At 62.4% G+C, this 23,900-nt stretch carries 21 protein-coding genes; 10 read left to right on the top strand and 11 right to left on the bottom strand.

The window, feature by feature from the left end; all coding sequences use genetic code 11:
- Nucleotides 1-50 precede the first annotated feature (50 nt).
- The 3 genes from LG385_RS07785 to LG385_RS07775 form a co-directional block, all read right to left on the bottom strand.
- Nucleotides 51-899, bottom strand: a complete 849-nt coding sequence (locus LG385_RS07785; protein WP_225773782.1) for a PhzF family phenazine biosynthesis protein — start codon at nucleotides 897-899, stop codon at nucleotides 51-53.
- 81 nt (nucleotides 900-980) lie between these two features.
- Nucleotides 981-2,234: a HipA domain-containing protein gene (locus LG385_RS07780; RefSeq protein WP_225773781.1), complete on the bottom strand. Its 1,254-nt coding sequence runs from the start codon at nucleotides 2,232-2,234 to the stop codon at nucleotides 981-983.
- On the bottom strand, nucleotides 2,231-2,452 hold the full coding sequence (locus LG385_RS07775) for a helix-turn-helix domain-containing protein (protein ID WP_225773780.1): 222 nt from the start codon (nucleotides 2,450-2,452) through the stop codon (nucleotides 2,231-2,233). Before LG385_RS07775 ends, LG385_RS07780 begins: the two co-directional genes overlap by 4 nt.
- 190 nt (nucleotides 2,453-2,642) lie before the next feature.
- On the opposite strand from LG385_RS07775, the gene LG385_RS07770 reads away from it, so the two are divergent.
- Together LG385_RS07770 and LG385_RS07765 are read left to right on the top strand one after the other, a co-directional pair.
- On the top strand, nucleotides 2,643-3,701 hold the full coding sequence (locus LG385_RS07770; protein WP_225773779.1) for a M4 family metallopeptidase: 1,059 nt from the start codon (nucleotides 2,643-2,645) through the stop codon (nucleotides 3,699-3,701).
- 38 nt (nucleotides 3,702-3,739) lie between these two features.
- Complete coding sequence (locus LG385_RS07765) at nucleotides 3,740-4,045, top strand: protealysin inhibitor emfourin (protein ID WP_181116469.1); 306 nt, start codon at nucleotides 3,740-3,742, stop codon at nucleotides 4,043-4,045.
- Between the two features lie 15 nt (nucleotides 4,046-4,060).
- Here LG385_RS07765 and LG385_RS07760 read toward each other — a convergent pair whose 3' ends face one another.
- The gene (locus LG385_RS07760) at nucleotides 4,061-7,120 is read right to left on the bottom strand and encodes an autotransporter outer membrane beta-barrel domain-containing protein (RefSeq protein WP_225773778.1); all 3,060 of its coding nucleotides are present in this window, start codon (nucleotides 7,118-7,120) and stop codon (nucleotides 4,061-4,063) included.
- A gap of 229 nt (nucleotides 7,121-7,349) precedes the next feature.
- Here LG385_RS07760 and LG385_RS07755 point away from each other — a divergent pair, with 229 nt between their 5' ends.
- The 3 genes from LG385_RS07755 to LG385_RS07745 all read left to right on the top strand — a co-directional run bounded on the left by LG385_RS07755 (nucleotide 7,350) and on the right by LG385_RS07745 (nucleotide 11,360).
- Complete coding sequence (locus tag LG385_RS07755; RefSeq protein WP_225773777.1) at nucleotides 7,350-7,862, top strand: sigma-70 family RNA polymerase sigma factor; 513 nt, start codon at nucleotides 7,350-7,352, stop codon at nucleotides 7,860-7,862.
- A 3-nt stretch (nucleotides 7,863-7,865) separates the two neighbouring features.
- Nucleotides 7,866-8,783: a DUF4880 domain-containing protein gene (locus tag LG385_RS07750; RefSeq protein WP_225773776.1), complete on the top strand. Its 918-nt coding sequence runs from the start codon at nucleotides 7,866-7,868 to the stop codon at nucleotides 8,781-8,783.
- Nucleotides 8,784-8,879: 96 nt separating this feature from the next.
- Nucleotides 8,880-11,360 carry a TonB-dependent siderophore receptor gene (locus LG385_RS07745; RefSeq protein WP_225773775.1) on the top strand — a complete coding sequence of 827 codons (2,481 nt, stop codon included), beginning with the start codon at nucleotides 8,880-8,882 and terminating at the stop codon, nucleotides 11,358-11,360.
- On the opposite strand, the gene LG385_RS07740 is transcribed toward LG385_RS07745, so the two are convergent.
- The 6 genes from LG385_RS07740 to LG385_RS07715 form a co-directional block, all read right to left on the bottom strand.
- Complete coding sequence (locus LG385_RS07740) at nucleotides 11,348-11,680, bottom strand: hypothetical protein (RefSeq protein WP_225773774.1); 333 nt, start codon at nucleotides 11,678-11,680, stop codon at nucleotides 11,348-11,350. The two genes, LG385_RS07745 and LG385_RS07740, sit on opposite strands and share 13 nt — an antisense overlap.
- A 72-nt stretch (nucleotides 11,681-11,752) precedes the next feature.
- Entirely contained in the window at nucleotides 11,753-12,418 is a 666-nt protein-coding gene (locus LG385_RS07735; protein WP_225773773.1) for an RHS repeat-associated core domain-containing protein, read from the bottom strand.
- Between the two features lie 225 nt (nucleotides 12,419-12,643).
- Entirely contained in the window at nucleotides 12,644-13,477 is an 834-nt protein-coding gene (locus tag LG385_RS07730) for an RHS repeat-associated core domain-containing protein (protein ID WP_225773772.1), read from the bottom strand.
- Nucleotides 13,478-13,703: 226 nt separating this feature from the next.
- On the bottom strand, nucleotides 13,704-14,429 hold the full coding sequence (locus LG385_RS25655) for an RHS repeat-associated core domain-containing protein (protein WP_225776195.1): 726 nt from the start codon (nucleotides 14,427-14,429) through the stop codon (nucleotides 13,704-13,706).
- Between the two features lie 211 nt (nucleotides 14,430-14,640).
- The gene (locus tag LG385_RS07720) at nucleotides 14,641-15,687 is read right to left on the bottom strand and encodes a haloacid dehalogenase-like hydrolase (RefSeq protein WP_225773771.1); all 1,047 of its coding nucleotides are present in this window, start codon (nucleotides 15,685-15,687) and stop codon (nucleotides 14,641-14,643) included.
- 109 nt (nucleotides 15,688-15,796) lie between these two features.
- Nucleotides 15,797-16,936: a sn-glycerol-3-phosphate ABC transporter ATP-binding protein UgpC gene (locus tag LG385_RS07715; protein WP_225773769.1), complete on the bottom strand. Its 1,140-nt coding sequence runs from the start codon at nucleotides 16,934-16,936 to the stop codon at nucleotides 15,797-15,799.
- A gap of 148 nt (nucleotides 16,937-17,084) precedes the next feature.
- On the opposite strand from LG385_RS07715, the gene LG385_RS07710 reads away from it, so the two are divergent.
- From LG385_RS07710 to LG385_RS07690, 5 genes are all read left to right on the top strand, one after another.
- Nucleotides 17,085-18,116: a zinc-dependent alcohol dehydrogenase gene (locus tag LG385_RS07710; RefSeq protein ID WP_225773767.1), complete on the top strand. Its 1,032-nt coding sequence runs from the start codon at nucleotides 17,085-17,087 to the stop codon at nucleotides 18,114-18,116.
- Between the two features lie 54 nt (nucleotides 18,117-18,170).
- Nucleotides 18,171-19,505: an ABC transporter substrate-binding protein gene (locus LG385_RS07705; RefSeq protein ID WP_225773766.1), complete on the top strand. Its 1,335-nt coding sequence runs from the start codon at nucleotides 18,171-18,173 to the stop codon at nucleotides 19,503-19,505.
- A 68-nt stretch (nucleotides 19,506-19,573) separates the two neighbouring features.
- A complete protein-coding gene (locus LG385_RS07700; protein WP_225773765.1) occupies nucleotides 19,574-20,482 on the top strand; it encodes a carbohydrate ABC transporter permease in 909 nt (302 codons plus the stop codon).
- 1 nt (nucleotide 20,483) lies between these two features.
- Nucleotides 20,484-21,347 (top strand): carbohydrate ABC transporter permease, encoded by an 864-nt coding sequence (locus LG385_RS07695; RefSeq protein WP_225773764.1) that lies wholly within the window; start codon nucleotides 20,484-20,486, stop codon nucleotides 21,345-21,347.
- A gap of 32 nt (nucleotides 21,348-21,379) precedes the next feature.
- The gene (locus tag LG385_RS07690; protein ID WP_181116503.1) at nucleotides 21,380-22,345 is read left to right on the top strand and encodes a sugar-binding transcriptional regulator; all 966 of its coding nucleotides are present in this window, start codon (nucleotides 21,380-21,382) and stop codon (nucleotides 22,343-22,345) included.
- Between the two features lie 9 nt (nucleotides 22,346-22,354).
- Here the strand turns inward: LG385_RS07690 and LG385_RS07685 are convergent, their stop codons facing one another.
- Nucleotides 22,355-23,863, bottom strand: coding sequence for a xylulokinase (locus LG385_RS07685; RefSeq protein WP_225773763.1), 1,509 nt, complete (start codon nucleotides 23,861-23,863; stop codon nucleotides 22,355-22,357).
- Between the last annotated feature and the right edge of the window lie 37 nt (nucleotides 23,864-23,900).

Below are 23,900 nucleotides of genomic sequence, written 5' to 3'. Positions count from 1 at the left end.
GAATGTTCGCAGGCTGTCGCCTACTCCTACGCAATCCGCGAACGGTAGCCCTACAACCTCACCTGCCCATCGATGCAGGTGCTCACATGCCCACCCAGCCAGATGTCCTTGCCGCTGCGCTCCACGTACACCCGCCCGGCACGGCCGAGGACGGTGCCTTGGCTGACCACGAAACGGTCCGGCGCCAGGCCTTCGCGGTGCAGCCATTGGGCGATGCCCGCATTCAAGCTACCGGTCACCGGGTCCTCAGGCATGCCGTCATCAGCGATAAACGCGCGCACTTCGAATTGCGCCTCGCCACCGTCCAGCGCTTCATTCCACGGCGCGAACACACCGATGGCCAAGCCCTTTAGCGCGGCGTAATCGGGCTCCAGGCCCAGCACGGTGGGCCGATCCCGCAGGCGCAGCGCCAGCCAGCCGGCGCCGTTGTCCACCCATTCGGCGGATACAACCTCGGTCGGGTCCAGCCGCAAGCCGCGGCAGGCCCGCTCCAGTTCCTCGCGGGTCGGGGAGCCCGAGCGCAACAACGGCGGGCACACGAACGCCAGCTGGCTCGTTTGCTCACGCACCCGTACAAGGCCTACACCGCATTCCTGAATGATTTCCTCACCCTGTGGTTTGCCCCCGGCTTCAAGCCACGCATGGCAGGTACCCAGCGTAGGGTGGCCGGCAAACGGCAGCTCGCGAACGGCGGTAAAGATCCGCACCCGGTAATCCGCCCCTGCTGTTGTGGGGGGCAGCACGAAGGTGGTCTCGCTGAGGTTGGTCCAGCGGGCAAACGCCTGCATCTGCTCATTGCTCAAGCCTCCGGCATCCAGCACCACGGCCAGCGGGTTGCCCAGCAACGGTGTGGCAGTGAAGACATCGACTTGCTTGAAGCTGCGGGGGCGGGTTGGCATTGATTCGGCCTGTGTGACATCGAAGGCCTGTGATGGTAGCGCACAGTTTGCGGCCTGTTGACCCAGGCCTGCGAAAAGAGCCTACCCTGGGCCGAGCCGAGCCAACATGTCTTTCATTACGCCGTGAATGATCTGCCGCACCAGCCGGGCTTCGCCAGCCGATAGCTGCTGCATATACGTCGTGTACCAGTGTGCTGCCCCGGCTGGCACCGTTGCGCAAAGCTTGTCCAACTCCCGGGTTGCCAGGCTTGTTGGTACACCCAGAGCAGCAGCCATTTCCAGCACACTGGCGCGGGTTACATCGGCGTGGCAGCGCATCCCGCCTAACTTCCAGACCAGATCCGAGCCAAGCCAATCGTTGGCCGGCGAATAGACAGCAGTGCATAGAAGATCGTAGTGAGGGGCCAGCTCAACGCCGTCGGGTTTTACGAAGAACGATAGGTTTTTCAGATGTGAATCGTTGTTGCCTATCAACAGGTTGAACACGAGCCACCGGAAAAGCGCTATCCGTGTTGCAGCCTTGAAGCGGCAAAGGTCGAGGATCTGGGCGAGGGTTTCGAGCGTGGCTTTCTGGTACTTCCAGATGGCCCCGATCCCCAGGAGCTGACACGCATCAAGCACGTACAACCGTTTTGCAGGTTCCTCACCGAACGTACGATCAAAGCGCTGAATCAGGTAAACCGGTTCAGGTACGCGGCGTATCTCCACTTCAGGCACGGTGAGCCCCGCGTGCCTGGCAACCGACATTGCGAACCACTCGTTCACTACGCTGTGCGGGTAGCCCTCCGTATCGGGATGGTCCGGTTTGAGAATGTAGGTAGATGGGTAGCTGCCAACAGGCTCGAAAAGCAGTCCTTCCCGGATGGAAACGGCAAGTTTGTGCTGCGCGCCGGCGAGTGACATCCGCTTCGGAGCATTCCCGGTTAGCGATATTCGCGGCAGGGCACGAATTCTCTCGCTCAGGTGGTGATCCGTCAGAGCCAGCAGGCCACCCGTTTCCAACTGGCCATCCGGTGGAAGCAGCGTGAGCGCGCCTGCGGATTCTGCTCCATAACACGCCAGCAACCCGAAGGCGTCCGCCTGTTCGACACCAGCGTCCCTGGCCAGCAGCAGCCGGGCGCCCTCCTCAGGTAGCAGGTTATCGAAGAACCATTGAACAGGCCTCACGCTGCTCCCATCAATGACGGTACCTGCCGCCCGCGCAATGGCTGGCGAGAGATCAAAAGCCGAGGAAGAAGCCCGCCAGCTGTCCGCATAGCTGAAACGCCACAGGCCTTCGTGTTCCTGTAGCTCGCCTACTTCCGCCTCGTCCAGGAACACCTGAAGCAGCCTCATGAAGGTACGTCCAGATACACCCGCACGCCGAGCTCATCGAGCAGTTGCAGCACGGTGCCAATCGCCACGCTCGCTTTGCCTTTCTCGACATCCCGCAGGGTGACGTGGCTACGCCCCACAATGGCCGCCATATCGTCCTGGCGAATACCTGTGCGTTTACGCAGCTGTTGAATGATTGCCCCCACTTCCTCGGGGCTTTGCACCTGCTTATAGGACATGAGCCTCTCCAGAATCGAAGCTATAGTTTCGTTTTCGTATCCGCGACCGCAGTAGTACTGCATTTCGAAACTATACCTTCGTTTTTATGAAACCAAAGCGTTTTTGCTTAAAAACGAAACCAAACCTTAGAAATATCACTTCAGTTCAATGGTCTAGACTGCCTTCATCTCCCTCCGATGGACGCCGCGCATGTGCCAACACCACTCTCGCAACCCCATCCTCTGCCTTATTCCTCCTTACCTGCTGGATCAAATCGCCCGCCATGGCAACAAGGCGCAGCGTGATGCCGCGTTGAGCACCCGCGCGAAGGACAGCACGTTCCGCTCGCTGCGCATGGCGGCGCAGCCCACCCGTGCCAGGGCGCAGGCAGCTACGGCGTTCGTGGGCAAGCGGCGGTCAATTTATACGGCAGACGGAACCGAAACCCTGCCTGGCACCCTGGTGCGCGGCGAGGGGCAGCCGGCGAGTGGTGACCCGGCCGTGGACGAAGCCTATGACGGGCTGGGCGCAACCTTCGATTTCTTCGCCGAGGTGTTCGACCGCAACTCCATCGACGATGCGGGCCTGGCGCTGGATGCCACCGTGCATTTCGGCAAGGGCTACAACAACGCGTTCTGGAATTCGGCGCAGATGGTGTTCGGCGACGGCGACGGGCAGTTGTTCAATCGCTTCACCGTGGCGCTCGACGTCATCGGCCATGAGCTGGCTCATGGCGTGACGGAGGATGAAGCCAAGCTGATGTATTTCAACCAGTCCGGCGCGTTGAACGAGTCCATGTCGGATGTGTTCGGCTCGCTCATCAAGCAATACGCGCTCAAGCAGACCGCGGAAACCGCCGACTGGCTGATCGGCGAGGGCCTGTTCACCAAGAAGATCGACGGCGTGGCGCTGCGTTCGATGAAGGCGCCTGGTACAGCTTTCGATGACAAGCTGCTGGGCAAGGACCCGCAGCCCGGCCATATGGACGACTTCGTGCATACCTTCGACGACAACGGCGGCGTGCACATCAATTCCGGCATTCCCAATCATGCGTTCTACCAGGTAGCCACCCGCATCGGCGGGCCGGCGTGGGAGAAAGCCGGGCGGATCTGGTACGACACCCTGCGTGACCCGCGGCTGCGGCCTAACACGGGATTTTTGCGGTTCGCCCGCATCAGCTTCGACGTGGCCGGCCGCTTGTATGGCGTGGGCGAAGCCCCGCAGCAAGCGGTGAAGGAAGGCTGGGCGGCGGTAGGGATCGCGCTATGATGATCGCCTTGAGCTGAACCACCAGGGAGCCATGCACCATGCGTATTTCGTTCTGCGAAACCGGCGGGGTAGCAGTTTTCCCCGGCCTGAGCAAGCCCCGCACCCTGGAAGTGGACACCCTGCCCCCGCCCGATCAACAGGAGCTGCGCGGGCTGGTGGAGGCTTCGCGGTTTTTTGCCTTGCCACAGGGGGAACAACCCACGCGGGCCCCAAGGGGCGCCCAGCATTACACCCTTACCGTGAGCGAAGGTGAACGCGAGCACACGGTATGCGTGCTGGCCCCGGTGGAAGCCGGGCCGTTGCAGGGGCTAGTGCAGTGTGTGCGGCGGCATATCAATGATTGAGCTTGCCGCCGCCGGCTAAAACGGCAGGCTCACCCGCAACGTAGCTGCTTGGGCACTGTAGTCACTGCGAGTCTGCACATCGTAACTCAGCGACAGTTCCGCCCCACGTGGCAACGGCGTGGCGAAGCTCAGGCCGCCGCGCATCAGCCAGGGGCTGGCCTCGCTGCCGGCGGTGGTAAAACGCTGCCCCGGCGCACCGGCGAAACTGGCGGTAGCGCTATTGTCGGCGTTGATCAGGTCGTACCCTACTCCCACGTTCAGGCTCAGCCGCGCGCCGTTCGGGCTGAAGGCATGCTCCAGCCGGCTGTCTAACCCGGCGATCAGCTGGTCCGTCTGGCGCGCATCCACCTTGAGCAGCAAGGGCGCCAGCGCGCTCACGCCGCGCTCCTGATAGCTGTCATCGCGAATATGGCTGTAGTCCAGCCGCAAGGCCGGCACCAGGCGGGTGGCTTCACTCAACTGATAGGCATGGCCCAAGCTGCTGCCTACGGTAGCGATCAGGCTGGTGTACTGAGCTTTGGCATCCCCGTTCAGCCCGGCGATATCCAGGTTGCGCTGGCCATTGATGGTGTTACGGCCAGCACCGGCGTACAGCATCAGCTCGGTGTCGGGCGCCAGGGTATAGGCGTTGTAGCCGCTGAATTGCCACAGGTCCAGGCGGCTGCTTTGGGGGGAATCGAGCCCGCCCCCCACGGCATCGCCCTTGGCATAGGCGAATGCCAGGCCCACCCGCTGGCTGGGTGATACGCGCGTATCGATGCCGATCACGGTGCCAGTGTTGCCGCTGCGGGCATCCCGGCCTTGGCCAGCGAGGGTATTGAACGACCTGGACCAGAATTGCGCCGGTTGCCCCGGGTTGAACCCCGCGCCCGTCGAGGTGGGTAGCAGGCGGGTTTGCAGGGCGTCGCTCATCTCCATCAAGGCGGCCTGGCTGGCACGCAAACCAGCGCTGCCGAGCGGCACTGTCTGGCCCAGGCTGCCCGCCACTTCTGCGGTGCTGCCCGCGCTTACAAAATAAGGCGTGAGCGCACTCGCGCTAACTTGGCTGATCTGTGCATCCACCACTGCGGCCACGCTGGCCAGTTCACTCCGGCCAGCGGCGGCCACTGCGGCGCGTACGCCGTTGTCGGCACGAGGCGCAAGCGTGAGGTCGACCGTGTTGCCATCCTTCACCGCGCCAAAATCGAACAGCGCCGAATTGCCTGTCACGGCATAGGTGCCATCGGATTTCAAGGTGCCTGCGCTGAGCACATTCTGCAACTGCGCTACCCGGAACGGCTGGCTGGCGCTGGCCACGTCCACGTCAATGCGCGCCGCGCTGGGCAAGGTTGCCGTGCCGGTGACCACCAGCTTGCCGTAGTGGGTGGCGTCGTTCACCTCGGTGCGTAATACCCCGCTGCTGCGCTGGGTGTAGTCCCCAGTAATGGTTGCCGGCGTGGCAGCGCGGCTGGCAGGCGCCTGCAACACCAGCGTGCCGCGGTTCACCAGGCTGCCCACGGTCCAGCGGTCTACTGCCTCAAGGATGTAGCGGGCTGTGCTGTACACCGTAGCCGTAGTGGCCGGCGCATACACCTCCCCTTCGAAGCGGGCGTGGTCGTCGGCGATGTAGAGCGCATCCAGCCGGCTGTCGCTGTCCACGTACAGGGAATATCCACCTTCCCGGGCAGCGATAGAGCCTGAGTTCACCAGCCCGCCGTCGACTTGCGTGTTCAACAGACGCAACGCATTGCGCCCCGCCGCCAGGAAGCCGGTGTTCACCACTTGCCCTTCGATGTGCGCGCCCACGAGCACGATCGCATCGTCGCGCCCCTGCACCGCGCCACGGTTGCTGAGGTTACCGCCGATACGGCCGTTGACCATCATCAGCCCATCGCCCACGGTTTGACCAGTGGTAAGGCCACCCAACAACCGCCCGGTATTAGTGAAGCTGCCGCCGATTTCGGTGTCGTTCAGGCGCATGCCCTGGTAGCCGATGGCATAGCCACTGTTGAGCACATCGCCATCTATTTCCGTGCCCAGCGAGGTGATCAGCCCGTATCCGCGCGGGCCACCATTGAGCGTGCCAGCGTTGACGAGGTTGCCGGTCACGGTGCCGGCAATCATTTCCAGCCCCGCATGGCCCGTGTTAGAGGTTAAAAAACTGCCACTATTGCTCAGGTTGCCGCGGATAAAGGTGTTGTCGAGCAACAGCGCAGTAATGTAACTGCGGATGGTGCCACTGTTTTCCAGGCCGCCCAGGGTGCTGTAGCGAATGGTGTTCTGGCTGTAGCCGATGATTTCACCGGCGTTGCTCAGCCCGCCCCGCAAGGTAGAGCCGTTGATAAACAGGCCTTGGGTGGTGCCGTTGATTTCGCCGGTGTTGCTCACCCTGCCCTGCACGGTGGTAGACAGGATGCTCACACCCTCCAGCCCGCCCATCACACCCGAATTGAGCACGTCCTTCTTGATCAGCGCGTTGGCCAGCGCCAGCCCGGTGTTGCCGGCAGCCATGTTGCCAGCGTTGCGTATCGAGCCATCCAGGGTAGTGCCGTTGAGGTACAACTCCATCGTCCCGGCTTTCGTGTTGCTGATGTCCCCGGTCACGCGGCTTTCGAACACCCCTATGCCGCCTTGCACTGTGCCGCTGTTGCTTAGCGAGCCCTTCAAGGTGCTTTGCAACACCTCTACACCGTAACCGTTTTGCGGTGCTGATATCTGCCCAGCGTTGGCGAAGTTGCCTGTAAAGGTGCTGCCGCTGATCCGCACTGCCGAACCCGTGAGGCTTTCCATCACACCAGTGGCCGTATTTTGCAGGGTTCCTGTGGCTGTGGTGCCGTTGAGTACAAGGGCCTGATCACCGCTGAGAATGCCGCTGTTATAAAGGCTATTCCCCCCAGCGGTGGCGTGTTCAAGGGTAACTGCCGCGCCGCTGCCCACAATGATCGAACCCTGCTCGGTAACCATCAGGTTCTTGTTGCGGCCAAGTACGCACGGCTCGGCCACCTGCGTATTGATCGTGCCACTGGCACAGCTGGCGTAGGCAGGCTCGGCAGCGATCAGCGCGGCCACCAGGGCGATACTGAGACCGGTAGCCATGAATGGAGGACGAGAAACAGGTGCGCAGGCCAACTGCCGAAGCTGACCAGGGTTGACGCTGTCCATGACACGACCCTGCCTGCTAGAGGTGAAACCAAGGTATAGGCAGGTGCCGAGGATGTGTCAAAAGCAATACAAAGCCTTCCGCTGGCCGGTGTGGCCGATGACAATTGTAAAAATCAGTTGATAAGCATTATCATTTAGCACCTATTTGCGAACCGTGCCTTTCATGACCCGCAGCGCAGCACTCGCGGGCGCCCCTCTGGCGGCGCTCTACCAAAACCACCACAGCTGGCTGCAGGCTTGGCTGCGCAAGCGCACCGGCTGCCATCATGATGCCGCCGACCTCGCCCAGGACACTTTCGTCCGCCTGCTCGCCAGGGAGCAGGAGTTGTCGTTGCTGCGCGAACCCCGGGCCTATCTAGCGACCGTGGCGCATTCGCTGCTGGTGAACCGGTGGCGGCGGCAAACCATCGAGCGCGCCTACCTTGAAGCGCTGGCGCAACAGCCGATCGCCGTGGCGCCCTCGCCGGAAGCTCGCGAACTGGTCATCGCTACCTTGCTGGAGGTCGACGCTCTGCTCCGGGCTTTACCGGCCAAGGTGCGCACCGCGTTCCTGCTGTCGCAGCTCGACGGCCTGGGGTACCGGGAGATCGGCGAGCGGCTGGGGGTTTCCGAACGGATGGTAAAGAAGTACATGGCGCAAGCGATGCTGCATTGCCTCACCGCGGTACAGGACTGACCCATGGCCACCTCCCATGAACCATTGGCCCATGAGGTATTGCAGCAGGCGGCACAGTGGTTTGCGACGCTCCAAGGTGAGCACGGCACCAACGAACGCACCGCCTGGCAGGCGTGGATGAATGCGCGCCCCGAGCACCGCCAGGCCTGGAACCGCGTGGAAGCCATCAGCGGCCAGTTCGCGCGTATTCCACAGCCGGCAGCGGCGCACCAGGCGTTACGTACAGGCGTGAGCCGGCGTCGATTACTCAGCATCGGAGCGGTGCTGGGTGGCGGCTGCCTTCTGGCGATGGGCGAACGTTCCGGGGCCTGGCAGCCGATGCGGGCCGACCGCAGCACCGCGCTCGGTGAGATCCGCCAGGTGCCTTTGCCCGGCGGCGCGGGCCTGTGGCTCAACACCCGAAGCGCAGCGGACCTGAGCCCTGACAGCATCACCCTGTACCGCGGCGAACTTCTGCTCGAAGGCGCCATGGGGATGCGCCTGGGCACTCCCGACGGCAACCTGCGCCTGGATGGCCAGCGGGTCGGCCTGCGTGAATACCCGGGGCATACCGAGGTCATCGCCTATCAGGGCACTGTTACAGCAGAGGCTGGAGGCACCCTCCTGACGGGCCAGCGCGGCCGGTTGCGCCGTGACGGGTTGAGCCCGCTGGGCGCGCTGAACCCGGGAGCGCAAGCCTGGACCCATGGTGTCCTCCAGGCCGATAACATGCCGCTTGGGGCGTTCATTCAGGAGCTGGGCCGTTACCAACACGGCTATCTGGGGTGCGACCCCCGGGTCGCCGAGCTGCGCTTGGTGGGCGCGTTCCCCCTGGCGGAACCTGAACAGATCTTCGCCGCGCTGGAGCGAGCCTTGCCGGTGATCGTGCGGCGGCCGTTGCCGTGGTGGCTCACAGTGCAGCCGCGCCAGCCCCTGGCGTAAAAAAGTCAGCCGGGCGGTTCCCTTTTTCGGCGCTCGCGTGGCTTACAGGCAAAGGGCCCTCGTATCGGCCCGCAACGCTGATAAAGGATGTGACGCATGCCCCCTCTGCCCCTTCGCCGGTTGCCCGCGCGCTCGCTGCCCATTGCCCTGCGCGCCGCCCTCCTCGCTGCCCCAGTATTGGCTATGCAACCCGTGCAGGCGCAAACGTTGCCGAGCGTCCAGCGCGCGCCCAGCCAGCCGTACGCCATTCCTGCTGGCCCCCTCTCCTCGGCCCTGAGCCAGTTTGCCGGTGACGCCGGCATCTTGCTGGCCGTGGACGCTCAGCTGACCCAAGGTAAGCAAAGCCCGGGCGTACAGGGTAACTACAGCGTGGACGAAGGGCTGGCTCGCCTGCTGCAAGGCAGCGGTTTGCAAGCCGTGCGCGACAGCAGCGGCAACTACAGCTTGATGAACCTGCCTGACGGGGACGGCGTTACCCTCGGGACCACCACCGTGCAAGGCTTCGCCTTGGGTAACGCACTGGGCAGCATGGAGGGCTACAACGCCACTCATAGCAGCGTGGCGACCAAGACCAGCCTGCCGCTGGCCGAAACCTCACAAACCGTTTCGGTGGTCACCCGCCAGCAGATGGACGATCAGGGCTCGCGCACGGTGGCCCAGGCGGTTCGCTACACCCCAGGCGTGATGAGCAGCCCCTACGGCGCCACCACCCGCTACGATTACGTGGCCATGCGCGGCATCAATGACGGCTCGGTCGACAATATCTTCCTCGACGGGCAAAAGTTGCTGGGTGACAGCGGCACTTACAGCAGCCTGCAGGTAGACCCGTTCTTCATCGAACGGATCGACATCCTCAAGGGGCCATCGTCGGTGCTCTACGGCCGTAGCCTGCCCGGCGGCCTAGTGGCCCTGACCAGCAAGAAGCCGGAGTTCCAAAGCCACCGCCATCTGGAGCTGTCCTACGGTAGCCAGGACGAACGCCAGGCCGCGCTGGACCTCACCGGCCCGCTGACGGACAACGTGGCCTACCGCCTGGCCGGCGTGGCGCGCAAGGCCGGCAACCAGGTCGATGGGGTGGACGAAGAGCGTTACGCGCTGATGCCTTCCTTGAGCATCGACCTGGCCGAAGAAACCCGCCTCACCCTGCTGGCCATGCTTCAGCATGACCCCTCCAGCGGCTACCACGGCGGCCTGCCGGCCAGCGGTACGGTGACCTCGTTCAACGGGCAGCGGATATCGCGCTCGTTCTTCGAAGGCGACGACAACCTGGAGCGGTTCAAGCGTGACCAGCAGATGCTGGGTTATCAGCTGGAGCACCGTTTCAACGATGTGGTTTCGGCGCGGCAAAACCTGATGTACGTGGACTCGCGGGTGGATTCGCGGCAGGTGTATCAGTATGGCTATACCACCAGCGCCGGGGACCTGTACCGGGCGTACACCGGGGCCAACGAGGTGTTGCACGCGTGGAGCCTGGATAACCAGTTGCAGTTCGAATTCAACACCGGCTGGCTGAGCCACACTCTGGTCACAGGCCTGGATTACCAGCGCCGCTGGGCCAAGGTGGACTACGACAGCGCCGCCGGCGCGCTCACGTCAAGCAACCCCTATACCGATTACACCCCGCCCGCCGGCCTGACCACGGCGCACCAGTACGATGAAAGCCGCCAGCTGAAACAAACCGGCCTTTACGTGCAGGACCTCATCAGCCTGGACCGCTGGCGGTTCTCCCTGGGGGCACGCCAGGATTGGGTAGACGTAGCATTCCAGCACACCGAGGACGCCTATTACGGCGACCAGTCCGATCATGACAAGGACAGCCAGTTCACTGGTCGCGTGGGCGTGCTGTATGCCTTCGACAATGGCGTTTCGCCGTATGTGAGCTATTCCGAATCCTTCAACCCGAACACCACCAGCGCGTACAACCAGACCACCACGGGCTGGGACCTGGCCCTACTCAAGCCTACCAAAGGCAAACAATACGAAGCCGGGGTCAAATACCAGCCGCCTGGCACCGATAACCTGTTCACCGCGTCGGTGTTCGAACTCACCGAATCCAACCTGGCCAGCAAGGATTCCAACGAAAGCTTCTACCGCGCGGTCGGCGAGATCGAATCCCGCGGGGTGGAACTTGAAGCGCGGGTCAAGCCGGTGAAGGATCTGGACGTGATCGCCAGCTACACCTACCTGAACGTGGAATACACCAAGGACTTCGTCGGCACCGCCGGGGTCAACAACAAGGGCAACACCCCTACCGCCGTCGCGCGCAACATGGCCTCGCTATGGGCGAGCTACCACTTCAGCGAAGATGCGCTGGCTGGCCTGCAACTCGGCGCCGGCGTGCGTTATTTCGGGCGAAGCTGGGCCGACGCCGAAAACACCCTGCGCATCCCCGCCTACACCCTCTACGACGCATTGGTGGGCTACGACCTGGGCCAGGTGGGCCTCAAAGGCGTAGGCGTGCGGGTGAACCTCAACAACCTCACCGATGAAAAATACGTGGCGGCGTGCAACAGCCTGTACCAGTGCTACTACGGCGAAGGCCGCAATGTGATGGCGACGGTGAGTTACGACTTCTGAGGCAACGCCCTGAGTGCGGCTGACCTGATGAGATGAGGGTCGGCCATCCGGCGGAGCCTGGGAATGGGGTATGGCTTTGGATTCCACTGGCCATGATTGGTCAGGTCACCGCCGAGGCTGCCGCTGTTATATAAGCGGTTGCCTCCCGCCATGACATGGTCGACCGTCACCGCCGCCCCGCTATTCACGGTGATCGAACCCTCCTCGGTAGCCACCAGGGTCTTGTTGCCCCCCAGCACACACGGCTCGGTGACCGCCGTATAGATCGTGCCGCTGGCGCAGCTGGCATAGGCGGGCTCAGCGGCGATCAGCGCGGCCAACAGGGCGAGGCGAGGCCGGTGCCTCGCTTTCGGCAAACTTCCACTTCAAAAAAAGTACTGGGAGGCCTTCAGCTAGATGATGGCCCGCCGTGACGTGGCGGCTTCGTAGCTTGGCGGGTCAAACTGTCGATTAAACACCGCCTCTTGATAGGTGGGAGGGGGATCGTCCCGCTGCAGGCTATGCATGGAAATGCCGTCGCTTGCTATGGAAGTTCCCCTGCGGTGCAACCGAATGCGTGAGCGCCTGACCAGAGCAGCCCAGCTACCTATTGAAACCACAAGAGAAACCGCTGCAGCCGACCCAAGCAAGACCGCCAGTTTGGGCTTGCGCGACATCAAGGCAATCGTTGCAAACCCGAAACCCGCGGTCCCTAATGCGGAAACCATAAGGACCGCCGCCAGTGCGGCTTCACCTGATGGGTCACTATGGCTCACGGGCTGCCCGGCGCAATAGCAGTAGCTGTTTATTCCGCCCTCGCCAAAAGGGCTTTTGTTATCCGCGGATGTAAAGCGCATGAGAGGCGGCGAGAACAACCGTCGGCCATTCCCCAGCAAGTAAGCACCGTGGCTTTCCTGCCGCTGCCCGGTGAACGCAACAGCGCACCGCACAGGGTTGAAACCCTGCCCAAAAGGGGTATAGGCCCATCGTGCTTTCTGCTTGCGACCAAACGTACCCGACACCGAAGCGAGCAAATCTGTAGAGAGCAATACAGCGGCGTTGTTAACAAACCCAGACATTTCGAATACCCGGTATGACGTGTCGCACCATCTGATCCTAATAAATCGCCCGGTGCTACCTGACAAACTATCAGGCCACGTCGATAACGCTTCTTTACGGCGTCTGCTGAACCTCCTTCGGCTTCACTATCACACAGTTCTCATTGGCCGTTACTGACAGGCCTTAAGCCTTTTGAACTTCGGCGTTTTGAACCTATCCGCAGCCCCCCATTCATGGTTGAAGCACTACCTTATGGCGCGGTAATCGTGCATGAATTGATCAAGGTCTACATATGCCCCGCCAGCAGGCCCAGCTCGATAGTAACCTTCGAAAATATCGAGCTCAGGAGCATGAACCGGCATTTCGAGGCCTGTGATCCTCCCTTTTCGTGGAAAATAGGGCCCGTTGAAAGGGTTGTAGTGGTATAAAAAATCCACAACGCCTCCGCGTCTTTCGTAAAATTCTGCGGGAAATTGATTCAACCTTGAAATTCCATTGCGAGCATTGGTGCGCGCTGTGGTGGCGATATTGGCCGAAGCGTCCACCGCCTTGCGTATACCCGGTTGTGCTTGCAGGATCCTTCGCCATTTCCAGCCAATTCCGGAAGCAATAGCAGTCATTGTGAAAAGCCCGGCCAACGCTGGGACTACCGGCTGCTTCTTATCAGCCGTTAACGTAACAGCGGTAAAAAAGCCGAAGAGGCTGGCACCTAATAAGGAAAACCTTAGCATGGCCTTGGTTCTGGAACTGCAACCTGTAGGATCGCTCTTGGTGACCGGTTGGCCCTCGCAGTATCCATATGCGTTAATTCCCCCTTTACCAAAGGGGCTGTGGTGGTCCGGTTGACTGAAGCGCATAAGCGTTGGTAAAAATGAGCGCCGACCATTCCCAAGTAGATAACTCCCCTGTTTCTCACGCCACTGCCCTGTAAACGCCATGCAAGCGGGCGAGTTATTCCGGGAGTGGCCAAAAGGCATATAGGCTGTAAATATACTGCTGCTTTGCTCAAGCGACCCCAAAACCGAACCCAGCGGATCTACAACGGTTAAGGCACTATAGCGAGTTGGCTGCAGGATCATGGATGTCACCCAATATCAGTATTGATCTAATTGGCGAGCGGGTCGCTATTTTTCAGGAGCGTGCACTTGAGGATGCTTATGCTGGGTATTCTCGTAAACACCGTGTTTCACCAGCGTTCGAACGCTCAGCATGTTCGGTCTTTTGCAAGCGTTACGCTTGATGCCGTTGCAAATTGATAGCAGATTCACCGAAAAGGCATATAGACCCGGCAGGCGGCAGCGCCTGTTACACAGTGCTTTCGAATATCCCCGAGTTGGTCGAGGAACGCCTCGGGCCCCGCCAATGTTGATAATTGATCACAGGTGAGGGTGGTCGTTGCTGCTCAATAGATAATCGCCGCGAGGGGCCCGGCACCGGGGCTCGTAGGCTATTAGAAGATCGGGCAGATCTGGAGGCCTGGAGACGTTCGTTAATACTGTCGAGCCACGCCAAGAGCGAAGCTCGAGCCCGAGCCGCGTCAACCTGGGACATCTCAGAAACAGCTTCCATAGATGATAGCTCCCGCTCCGTGGCCGCAACTGTACTGATGCGTCGCCGACTGCTCCTCGCGAGCCGAGCGCCAACAGCAAAGGTTCCCAGAGCGAACACAGCCGTGGTTATGCCTAACGCCGTGGTAACCGGCTCGGAGTCGGCCGCAACGGCAGTAGCTATTGTCAAACCACCGAATAGGGTGGTCTGGAGAATACCCAACCGAAAGAGGTGTAGCAGAGGCGAGTTACCCGTGGGATCGCTCTGACTGACTGGCTGGCCCATGCAGTAGGCATAGGCATTCAACCCCCCTTTTTCGAATGGACTGTAACGGTCGGGCTGGGTGAAACGCATTAGTATCGGACAGTACATCCGTCGGCCATTCCCCAACATATAAGCTTCCTGGCACTCCCGCCGCTGGCCAGTGAATGCCATATGGGCTTTCTCTGTAGCCGTCGAATGCCCAAAAGACGTATAGGCCATACGCGCTTTACCGCCTGGGTTACGCGTACTCACCACCGAAGTGAGGCAGTCCGCAGCAATCAATGAGTGGGCGTTATACAGGTGCTTGGCCATGGCAGCTATCGATCGAAGGGTGAGTGGCTATTTAACAAGCAGACGTCACGGGCCGCCACCTGGCAAACTAGCAGGGCGTAGCTTGAATCGGGTGGCTGGCGGGGCCTCATAACCCTCCTTACTGAACCTCCTCCGGCTTGACCACCACCCAGTTCTTGTCCGCCGTCACCGGCAGGCCCTGGGCCTTTTGAGCCTCGGCGTTGTGCTTGATCATGCCGTTGAGCTGGTCCATGTACTTGGCCTTGCGGTTGATCCACAGGTGGATGCCGCCTTTGCTCACATCCACGCTGTGGAACAGCATGTAGCCGTCGCTGGTGGGGGTGTCGCCGGCCACCAGCACGGGTTTTTTCCATTGGTCAATGTAAGTGAGGATCGCCGCCTGCTTGCCGGCCATCCAGGTGGCGGGCGTCCAGAGGTAGGGGGTGAGTTCCAGACCAAGGTTAGCCTCGGGCTTGTAAGTGCCGGCGCTGATCTGCTTGCGCGCCGTGGTGAGCTCGCCGGTATCACGGTTTTTCAGCAGGGTGGTTACGCCGATCACGTTCTGGGGCTTCACGTTGTAGCCGTATTTGGGGTCTGCGGCGACCATCCGCACGAGTTCTTCCGAGGCTGCGGTCATCACATACACCTCGATGCCGTTTTCCATCAGCTTGTTGTAGAGCTCGGTCTGCCCGGTGAACACCTTGGGCGGCTGCACTTCCATCGCGGTGACCTTGTCGCCGTCGAAGTAGGTGGCGGGTATGGGCTTGCCATAGGCCATCAGCTCGTCCACATACCCTTTCAATTCCTTGAGCGTGAAACCGGAAAACACCTGAGCCACCCAGGGGTAGCAGACCATGTCGTCCACTTCGCACAGGCGATAGTAGTAACTGAACAGGCTTTCCTTGTGGTCGGCGGTGTCCTTGAACGGCATCAGCTTGAGCGAAGGGTCCAGCTTGTCCCGGGTGAGCACGCCCTTCATTTCCAGGAACGGCAGCAGCGACTCTTCCAGGTCATAGCGGTAGCTGGTGTTGTCCATGTCGAACACCGCGTAATTGCCCTTGTTGGCGTTGGCGGCGATCATGGCGTCCAGCTGTTTGGCCGCTTCGGGTGGCCAGTGCTTGAGTTCGGTGGCGGCAAGGGCAGGCCCTGCGAGGGCCAGGCAAATCGCAGCGGCAATCAGCTTCATCGGTGTGCTCCCCGGGAGATTTCAGCACCCTAGCAGAGCCTTGTGACAAGCATGGGCTGGCTGCGACGATGGCCGTTCCGTTTACGCCACCGGCTTCTACAACCCGTGCTCAGCTGGCAGCCGCAGCCGGCCCGGCTTCCTCCTGCGCTGCGGTGTAATGCTGCAAATGCGGCAATGCCGCGCCGTCCTCGGTGAACAAGTGGCAGCGGCCGCCGGTCACGCCGATAGCCAAGGCCTGTCCAGCGGTGACCGCCAGGTGGCCCTCGCCCTTCACCGTGAACTCCTGGCCGTCAGCGGCGACAGCGTGGGTAAAGGTTTCCCCGCCCAGGTGCTCTACCACAATTGCCTGGGCGGCGATGCGGGCATCGCCCTGGCCGTTGGCGTACAAGTGCTCCGGCCGCAGGCCCAGGGTAAGGCTGGCCCCGGGTTGCACACCGCCGGCCTGCACCGGCACCAACAACCGTTCCCCTCCCGGCAAGCTCACATGCACGCCCTCGGGCCCGACCGCCAGCACCGGCACCTGCAAAAATCGCATCTGGGGCGAACCGATGAACCCCGCCACGAACCGGTTGCGCGGGTGGTGATACAGCTCCAGCGGCGAGCCCACCTGCTCGATGCCGCCCTTGTTCAGCACTACGATCTTGTCAGCCAGGGTCATGGCTTCGACCTGGTCGTGGGTCACGTAGATCATGGTGGCTTGCAGCTGGGTATGCAGCTTGGCGATTTCGATGCGCATCTGCACTCGCAGCGAAGCGTCGAGGTTGGACAGTGGCTCGTCGAGCAGGAACACCTGAGGCTCATGCACGATCGCCCTGCCGATGGCCACCCGCTGCCGTTGCCCGCCCGAGAGCGCCTTGGGCTTGCGCTGCAGCAGCGGCTCAAGCTGGAGGATGCGCGCGGCGTTATGCACTTTTTCCTCGATACGGGCCTTGTCCACTTTCTGCATTTTCAGGCCGAAGGCGATGTTGTCGTACACGCTCATGTGCGGGTACAGCGCGTAAGACTGGAACACCATCGCCACCCCGCGATCCGCAGGTTCCAGCGCGGTCACGTCGCGAGTGCCGATGTGAATGCTGCCCGCAGTGATGTTCTCAAGGCCCGCGATGCTGCGCAGCAGGGTGGACTTGCCACAGCCGGATGGCCCCACGAATACCACGAACTCGCGGCTGGCAATGCTCAGCTCGATGTCATGCAGCACCTTGATGTCGCCGTAGGCTTTTTCCACGCCATGCAGGCTGAGCTCGGTCACAGTCGTTACCCCTGTTTCTTGTTCTGGATGGGCAGTGCCCGCGTGTTTTTACGGGTGTGTAACGAAGCCGCGCTCGGCGGCTTGACAGGCAAGTAATTCACTCTACGATCATTTGTAATTCCAAAAATACAAATGTCAAGGAGCAGCCATGCGCGCAGCTTACATCCACGGGGTGCGGGACGTTCGAATCGCCGAACGGCCCCAGCCAGTCCCGGGCCCGGGCGAAATACTGCTCAAGGTGAGCGCGGTGGGCATTTGTGGCAGCGACCTGCACTACTACAAGGAAGCCGCCATCGGCCACGCCCGTATCACCCAGCCGTTCATCTGCGGCCACGAATTCGCCGGCTACGTGGTAGGCGACCACCCACAGCATGGTCTTACCGACGGGCAACTCGTAGCCGTGGACCCCGCCAAGCCCTGCGGCCATTGCGAATGGTGCCACCGCGGGCATGTCAACCTGTGCCCGCACGTACAGTTTCTGGGCTCGCCGCCCAACCTGCACGGCGCCATGACAGAGTACATCGTAGTCTCGCCAAGCCAGATCTACCCGGTGCCGCCCAACTTCACCAGTGTGCAGGCGGCGATGCTCGAACCACTGGGCGTGGCGATCCATGCCATGGACCTGGCCAAGACCAAACGCGTGCTGGAAACGGTCGCAATCATCGGCTGCGGGCCCATCGGGCTGTGCCTGTTGCAGCTGGCGCGCATGAGCTGCAAGGACGCGATCTACGCCATCGACCCCATCGACTATCGCACCGACAAGGCTGCGCAACTGGGGGCCACCAAGGTAGCGGCGCACCACAGCGCCATCGCCGAATGGACCGACGGCCGCGGTGTTGACCTGGTGCTAGAGGCGACCAACTCGCCGGAAGGCTTCCAGATCGCCGCCGACACCGCGCGCATCGGAGGCCGGGTGGTGCTGGTGGGCATTCCCGACGGCGACCAATACACGTCACTGAGTGCGTCGGTATTGCGGCGCAAAGGGCTGGACGTGCGCATGTCCCGGCGCATGGGCCATGTGTACGACCGCGCGATCAACCTGGTGGCCGATGGCCGGGTTGATGTGGATTGCCTGGTCACCCACCGCTTCGAGCTGGGCCGCGCCGCCGATGCCTTCCAGTACCCGGCGGAGTTCATCGACGGTGCATTGAAAACGGTCATTTTGCCTAACCCGGGCTAGGGCCCCCCACCCCACGTGACGTTCACCCACAACAATAAAAGAGAGGTTGCGTACATGAACAAGCCTGTTTGCCGGGCACTGGCCCTCGGCCTTGCCCTGGGCAGCGTCGGCGCCCACGCCTGGACGCTCGAAGAAGCCGCCAAGCCGTACATGGGCACTACCATCAAGGCGATTTTCCTCGACCGCCCCGGTTACGCCGCCGCCATCAAGCTGTTGCCACAGTTCGAAAAGGCCACCGGCATCAAGGTCAGCTACGAAACCGTGCCTTACGAAAACAGCCGCGAACGCGAGGTGCTCAGCTTCACCTCCGGCGACGAACTGGACGTGGTGCTCACCGACGTGGTGTGGATCGGTGAATTCGCCGGCAACGGCTGGCTGGAGCCGGTCAAAACGTTCACCGGCAACAAGGCGCTGGCCGACCCGGAGCTCAAGCTGGACGGCTTTTTCCCGATCCTGCTCAAATCCTTCGGCGGCTGGGGCGATGAACTGTACGGCCTGCCTTTCGATAACTATTCCGGGCTGCTGTTCTACAACAAGTGCCTGCTCAAGGACGCCGGCTTTGACAAGCCACCGGCCACCTGGGACGAACTGCTGCACACCTACGCGCCCAAGCTCACCGACGCCGGCAAGGGGCAGTACGCCTACGCGCTGCAATCCCGGCGGGGTGAAACCCAGTCGGCAGACAGCTTCATGCGCATGCTCTGGCCGTTTGGCGGCTCGCTGCTGGACGCCAACTTCAAATCCAACCTCAATTCGAAGGAATCCCAGGCCGGCCTGCAGTTCCGCCAGGACCTGATGAAGTTCATGCCGCCAGGCATCGTCGATTATGACCACAACGAGGCGGTGAACGCGCTGGCTCAGGGCAAGGTGGCGATGATCACCGAGTGGTCGGCGTTCTACAGCACCTTGGCCGACCCGAACAAATCCAAGATCACCAGCTGCCTGGCCGTGGCTACCGAGCCCAAAGGCCCCGCCGGGCTGAAGCCCGCACTGGGCGGTTTCTCCCTGGGCGTGAACGCCAACAGTTCGGAAGAGAAAAAAGCCGCGGCCTGGCTGTTCATTCAGTGGGTGACCTCCGAAGCCATGGCCAAGCCCTACCTGGAAGCCGGTGGCGTGAGCGGGCGCACCAGCGTGTACAAAGACGCTGACGTGCAAAAACGCTACCCCTTCGTGCAGCCCATGGTGACCTCATGGGAAGGCGGCGTGCCCGACTACCGGCCACGCTTCCCCGAGTGGCCGGAAGTGTCTGAAGTGATCGGCGAGCACGGCACTGCCATGATGTTGGGCAAGGCCAGCGTAAGTGATGGTGCCAAGACCATAGGCGCCCGCGTGGAAGACATCCTTGGCAAGGCTGGTTACTACAAAGGCGACAAGCCCCTGCGTAAATGACCTCAACCGGCGCCATGGCTTTGCGGCTGTGGCGCCGCAGTTACGCACACCTGCGGAGGAACGCCGGCATGCCGGGCAAACCTGTACGCGAACTGGGCCCTGCCCTGTGGAACAACACTCGCGCGGCGCTGGCGTTTCTGGCGCCGGCCACGGTGGCGCTGGCACTGATCGGGATATTCCCCACGGTGTTCGCGCTGGTGAACTCGTTCCGCCAATACAACCTGGCCCGGCCGAAAGACCCCACGCCGTTCATTGGCGTGGACAATTACCTGAGCGTGCTGCAAGACCCGTCCTTCTGGGCGGCGTTGGGCCGCACGTTCAGCTTCCTGCTCACCGTGCTGCCCGTTCAGCTGGCACTGGGCCTGATCATCGCGCTGTTGCTGCACAAGCCTGGCTTGAGCGGCTTCAAGTTGCTGGCGCGGATGAGCCTGGTGGTGCCACTGGCCACCGCGCCGGCCGTGGCGGGCTTGATCGGCCGGCTGATCTTCAACCGGGACTTCGGTGTCGCCAATGCCCTGCTCGGCATGGCCGGTGCCGGCCCGGTGGAGTGGCTGGGCGACCCGCTCAATGCCTTCTTCGCCGTGGCGCTGATGGACATCTGGCAATGGACGCCCTTCTGCGCGCTGGTGCTGCTGGCGGGGCTGACCATGGTACCCACCGAAGTGGAAGAAGCCGCGCGGCTGGAAACCCGCAGCCGCTGGCAGGTGCTGCGCTATGTGCAACTGCCCTTTTTGCTGCCTAGCGTGACGGTGATCTTGATCCTGCGCACCGCCGACGTGCTGAAGATGTTCGACACCGTGTTCACCATGACCCGAGGCGGGCCGGGCGCGGCCACTGAACTGGTGAGCGTGTACATCCAGCGCGTGGGCTTTCGTGTGTTCGATCAGGGCGTGGCCTCGGCCCAGGCGATTCTGCTGTTAATCGTCACCATCGTGTTGGCGCGGCTGTATATCCGATTCGTTTACCGGGAGGTTTGACATGAGCACATTGGCTACGCCCGCCGGCGCGGCGCACAGCATGGCACGCCCCCGCATCCGGATTCATGCCTGGCACCTGGTCGGGCTGCTGGCCATCGTGCTGTTCGCGGTGTTCCCGTTCTATTGGATGGTCGCCACCAGCATGAAAACCCAGGCCCAAGCCTTGGCCTCGCCGCCGGTATGGCTGTTCACGCCGCGCCTGGATAACTACACACAGGTGCTGTTCCAGCGCGACGTGCTGAGCAGCTTGGGCAACTCCTTGATTGTGGCGTTGAGCACCACGGCGCTGGCGGTGGGGTTGGGCACCCCGGCGGCGTATGCGCTGGCGCGCTTCGAATTCCGCGGCAAGCAGGATCTGTGGTTCTGGTTCATCACTAACCGCATGCTTAGCCCGATTGTGGTGGCGCTGCCGGTGTACCTGATGGCACGTACCCTCAATTTGATCGACACCCATCTGGTGCTGATCCTGGTGTACCTGACGTTCAACCTGCCCATCGTGGTGTGGATCTGCACCGACCAGTTTCGCGGCGTGCCCAAGGACCTGGACGAAGCTGCACGGCTTTCGGGCGCGTCGCGCTGGGCGATCTTCTGGCGCATCGCGCTGCCCCTGGCCATGCCGGGCGTGGCGGTATCAGCGATCTTCTCGTTCATTTTCTCCTGGAACGAACTGTTGTATGCCCTGGTGCTTACCCGCAACAACGCCCGCACCGCGCCGGTGAGCGCTACCAGCTTCATGAGCGGCTACGACCTGCCGTGGGGCGAGATCACCGCGACCGGCACGCTGATCGTGTTCCCGGTGGTGATTTTCGCGTTGATGGTTTCGCGGCATCTGGTACAAGGGCTGACCATGGGCGCGGTGAAATAGCGCGCACGCATTACGGGCCAAGGGAACACACCGTGCACATTCGTCCACCTGATTTTGCAGACGCCGACACGGTCAATGCCGACGACCAGCTGAACATCCGCATCGCCTGGTATTACTACGTCACCGATATGACCCAGCAGCAGATCGCCGACCGCTTCGGCATCACCCGCGCAAGGGTCAACAAGGCCCTGGCCGCCAGCCGGGAAAACGGCGTGGTGCAGATCCGTATCAACTCGCCCCTGGCCAGCTGCGTGGCGCTGGAGCACCAATTACAGGATCGCTATGGCCTGCAACGGGCAGTGGTGGTGCCCACGCCGGATGATCCTCGCATGATTTTCCGCGTGCTGGGCGTAGGCGTCGCGCCGCGGGTTCAGGATCATGTAGGCGAAGGCAGCATCGTTGCCGTGGGCTGGGGCCGTACGCTGCGCGAAGCCGTTCGCGAGCTGCAGGGCCGCGCACTGCCAGGGGTTACCGTGCTCTCGTTGCTGGGGGGGCTTCACTACGGCTCGGCGAACAATACCGTAGAGATCGCCTCCAGCCTGGCCGGGCTGTTCGGCGGGGAGTACTACTACCTCGCGGCGCCGGTGTTCGCCCCTTCCGAGCACTACCGCGACATGATCCTGGCTGAGGCCTCGGTGCAGGCCGTGCTGGGCAAGGCGAAGCAGGCCGACCTGGCGTTATTGACCGTGGGCGATCTCACCGAGCGCTCGTTGATGCTGGAGCTGGGGCTGGTGAATCCCGAGGATGGCGACAGCCTCAAAGCTGCGGGTGCGGTGGGCGACCTGCTTGGCCGCTGGCTGAACGCCGACGGCGAGGAAGTGGACCACCCCCTCAACCGCCGCGCCGTGTCCATCGAACTGGAAGACCTGCGCCGGATCAAGCACGTGGTGCTGGTGTCCGGCGGGCCGTACAAGGCTGAGATCATCCGCGCTGTGCTCAAGCGCGGCTTCGTGCATGAACTGGTGATCGACGAAGCGGCGGCGCAGGAGTTGCTGTAGCCGCTATTGCTACCTCCTGAGCCCAGCCAGCCGTGGATACAGCGGCCGCAGGGCGGGATAAAGGTCGCTGTACACCGCCAGCAGCTCGGCATGGAAGCCCCGCTCGGCAACGTTGGGCAGCAGGGTTTCGCCGCCCTGGGTCATGGCCGCAGCAGCGGTGGCAAATTCGGCGTACCAGCCCGCGCCCACGGCGGCGGCGATACCGGCGCCGAGGCTGGAGGCTTCCTGGGTGGTGGCCCGCACCACGGGCCGGTCGCAGATGTCAGCCACGATCTGACACCACACACGGCTGGCCGCGCCCCCGCCAATGGCCACGAACTGTTCCACCGTACCGCCAGTGGCCTGAAGCACAGCCCGGGTCGCCACCGCCTGCTCCAGGGCGATGCCTTCGAGTAGTGCGCGGTAAATCTCGCCACGGCCATGTTCCGGCCCCAGGCCCAGCAGGCAGCCCCGCGCCTGGGCATCCCACCACGGGTTCATCACCCCATTCCAGTAAGGCAACAACAGCAACCCACCACTGCCTGGAGGGGCCTTCGCAGCTTCGGCTTCCAGCATCGGCAGGCAACTGGCCGGGTCCAGCCCGAAGAATTGCCGCACCAAGGTGTTTACCAACAACGTGCCTGCACGCAAGGAGGTTTCCAGCACATAGCCCTGACGGTCGATCGCGCACATCGTTCGAAACGCCGGGTCAACCGCTGGCGTTTCGCAGTACATGCCTGACACCACGGCGGTACCGAGGTTGAGATAAGCAATACCGGGCCGCACCATGCCAACCCCCAGGCCACCCGCCTGGCCATCGCCACCGCCCGCTACCACCGGTGTACCGGCCGGCACGCCAGTGGCGGCCGCTGCAATCGTACTCACTTCACCCAGCACCTTGCCCGGCGCCATGGCTTGGGCAAACGCCTGCGCGGCCACCTTGCCAGGGAGGGCATCGAGCACTTCCTGCGCCCAGCGGTGCCCGGCAATGTCGAAGGCCCCGAAGGGGTCGGCGCTGGCCCAACTGGTGGCGAATTCACCAGTGAGCTGGCGCACCAGCCAGGCGTGAGGGTCATACACGTGAGCAACCTGAGCGAACAGCTCCGGCTCGGCGCTGGCCATCCACGCCAGGCTGTAGATCGCCGGCGACCAGTCATAGGGTTTGCCGGTGAGCGCATGCAAGCGCTCACGCCCTACCCGCTCGGCCACACCGGCCACTTGATGCTGGCGGCGCTCGTCCAGCCACAACAGCGCCGGGCGCAGCAGGCGGTCCTCGGCATCGGTGACTGCGAGGGTTTCACGCTGGTTTACCACCGCCAGCGCCGCCACAGTGTGCCCGTTCAATTGCGCCATCAAGGCTTGAAGCGCCGACTGGGCCGCCGCCCACCATTCATGCGGGCTTTGCTCATAAGCGCCAGGTACGGGTTGCTGCAGCGTGAGCGGTGCCCGGGCCTGGGCAACCAGGTTGCCCGCAGCGTCCCACGCGATGGCCTTGCAGGTAGTTGTACTCAGATCGATGCCGATAACGACGTTGGCCATGGGCCGCCCCTGCGCTGGTTGTTATTTTTGGATAGCA

Source organism: Pseudomonas sp. Marseille-Q5115 (assembly GCF_916618905.1).
GTDB lineage: Bacteria > Pseudomonadota > Gammaproteobacteria > Pseudomonadales > Pseudomonadaceae > Aquipseudomonas > Aquipseudomonas japonica_A.
This window is presented reverse-complemented; position numbering and strand designations above follow the sequence as displayed.

Bases quoted from the DNA above. Each gene is read 5' to 3' on its own strand.
- LG385_RS07785 (WP_225773782.1), bottom strand. From the start codon at position 899: ATGCCAACCCGCCCCCGCAGCTTCAAGCAAGTCGATGTCTTCACTGCC.
- LG385_RS07780 (WP_225773781.1), bottom strand. From the start codon at position 2,234: ATGAGGCTGCTTCAGGTGTTCCTGGACGAGGCGGAAGTAGGCGAGCTA.
- LG385_RS07775 (WP_225773780.1), bottom strand. From the start codon at position 2,452: ATGTCCTATAAGCAGGTGCAAAGCCCCGAGGAAGTGGGGGCAATCATT.
- LG385_RS07770 (WP_225773779.1), top strand. From the start codon at position 2,643: ATGTGCCAACACCACTCTCGCAACCCCATCCTCTGCCTTATTCCTCCT.
- LG385_RS07765 (WP_181116469.1), top strand. From the start codon at position 3,740: ATGCGTATTTCGTTCTGCGAAACCGGCGGGGTAGCAGTTTTCCCCGGC.
- LG385_RS07760 (WP_225773778.1), bottom strand. From the start codon at position 7,120: ATGGCTACCGGTCTCAGTATCGCCCTGGTGGCCGCGCTGATCGCTGCC.
- LG385_RS07755 (WP_225773777.1), top strand. From the start codon at position 7,350: ATGACCCGCAGCGCAGCACTCGCGGGCGCCCCTCTGGCGGCGCTCTAC.
- LG385_RS07750 (WP_225773776.1), top strand. From the start codon at position 7,866: ATGGCCACCTCCCATGAACCATTGGCCCATGAGGTATTGCAGCAGGCG.
- LG385_RS07745 (WP_225773775.1), top strand. From the start codon at position 8,880: ATGCCCCCTCTGCCCCTTCGCCGGTTGCCCGCGCGCTCGCTGCCCATT.
- LG385_RS07735 (WP_225773773.1), bottom strand. From the start codon at position 12,418: ATGTCTGGGTTTGTTAACAACGCCGCTGTATTGCTCTCTACAGATTTG.
- LG385_RS07730 (WP_225773772.1), bottom strand. From the start codon at position 13,477: ATGATCCTGCAGCCAACTCGCTATAGTGCCTTAACCGTTGTAGATCCG.
- LG385_RS25655 (WP_225776195.1), bottom strand. From the start codon at position 14,429: ATGGCCTATACGTCTTTTGGGCATTCGACGGCTACAGAGAAAGCCCAT.
- LG385_RS07720 (WP_225773771.1), bottom strand. From the start codon at position 15,687: ATGAAGCTGATTGCCGCTGCGATTTGCCTGGCCCTCGCAGGGCCTGCC.
- LG385_RS07710 (WP_225773767.1), top strand. From the start codon at position 17,085: ATGCGCGCAGCTTACATCCACGGGGTGCGGGACGTTCGAATCGCCGAA.
- LG385_RS07705 (WP_225773766.1), top strand. From the start codon at position 18,171: ATGAACAAGCCTGTTTGCCGGGCACTGGCCCTCGGCCTTGCCCTGGGC.
- LG385_RS07700 (WP_225773765.1), top strand. From the start codon at position 19,574: ATGCCGGGCAAACCTGTACGCGAACTGGGCCCTGCCCTGTGGAACAAC.
- LG385_RS07695 (WP_225773764.1), top strand. From the start codon at position 20,484: ATGAGCACATTGGCTACGCCCGCCGGCGCGGCGCACAGCATGGCACGC.
- LG385_RS07685 (WP_225773763.1), bottom strand. From the start codon at position 23,863: ATGGCCAACGTCGTTATCGGCATCGATCTGAGTACAACTACCTGCAAG.